1 protein-coding gene is annotated in these 1,162 nt (G+C 43.7%); it reads right to left on the bottom strand.

Annotation, left to right across the window (positions count from 1 at the left end; translation table 11 throughout):
- A partial coding sequence (locus tag KDK17_RS08765) for a hypothetical protein (RefSeq protein WP_257287875.1) occupies nt 1-1,162 on the bottom strand: 1,162 nt, incomplete at both ends.

Below are 1,162 nucleotides of genomic sequence, written 5' to 3'. Positions count from 1 at the left end.
AATAATTTTTTAAATGATCATCGAAAGACTGTAATTTATCGTTTATCGTTGATGTTGAGAGATCAGGAGCTATAAACGAGATATATTTACTGGCAGAGTCTTGCCAGAAAAAAACCACCGATCCAAGGACGTTTTTGCTAATGTAAAATGCTCCATCGGGGTTCTCTTTATCGTCGAACGGGTAGCAAACCAGACCTAGTTTATTGTAAAACCTGAACAGGTTATGTCCTTGTTCTTCCTGCATGAATTCACCGGGAGTCGTCAAGATCTGTTTTAGCACTGTGCTGGCAGATTTTATGGACGTCTTTTTCAGTGGCCCTTTGCTGGCAGATTTTATGGCGTTGTATTGAAGATTTTCCCGGCATAATAAAAGGTCTTTTTGCCATTCTGGAAACAGTTCCCATAAAGCATTTTCAGACTGACTGTCTCTCAGCCAATCGTTTTCCTGCTTATTTAAGTGGGAGCTGGTCAGAAAGTGAGTGAACCACAGGAAGTTGTTACTGTGATGAGACAGTTTTACAGCATGATTCTCGTGAAACAGGAAAATATGGAGATCTTCAAGTTTACTCAAAGACTGGTGAGGCGAATGATTGTGGTTTTTATCATCGCTATAGCAGCGATATTTCTGACCATCATGAACGATGACCTGTATAGAGTGTTGCAGAGCGTTTGATGCCAGCATCATGTGTTGCTGGTTTTTCGGATCAAAACCCAGGAGCATCTGGTTATATAATGTTTCACTTTCACTATCGGGTGATTGGCATGGATGGTAAAACGTTTCAAACTTCTCCCTTGATTTGATGCCCAGCTGTTCTGAAAGAAAATTCGATCTGTTGATCACTTTTTCAGGCCGAAGCCCGGAGGTTGTGTAGAGATGCATCAGATGTTTAAGCAAGGACGCCGGGGATACTGCGTTTGCTGGTGTGGTCGGATGGTTCCCGCCTGGCGGTGGCGGCTCATTATCATCAACACTTTTCCTTTCGTCAGAGCGAGTACTTCGTTCACTTTTCTTGCCGTTTTGTTCGGCTTTTTTTTTAGAGGGGGAAACACGACGGGACTGAGACGGCCCGCTATTGCCCTGATCGCCAGAAAAAGCAATCATGCCCCTTGTAAATGTTGTTGACGGGAGTTGTGTATCTGGCTGGAACGCATTTCCCGCTTC

Source organism: Endozoicomonas sp. SESOKO2, from assembly GCF_024606245.1.
Lineage (GTDB): Bacteria > Pseudomonadota > Gammaproteobacteria > Pseudomonadales > Endozoicomonadaceae > Endozoicomonas_A.
Note: the sequence above shows the minus strand (reverse complement) of the source record. Positions and strands in the feature narration are given on the sequence as shown.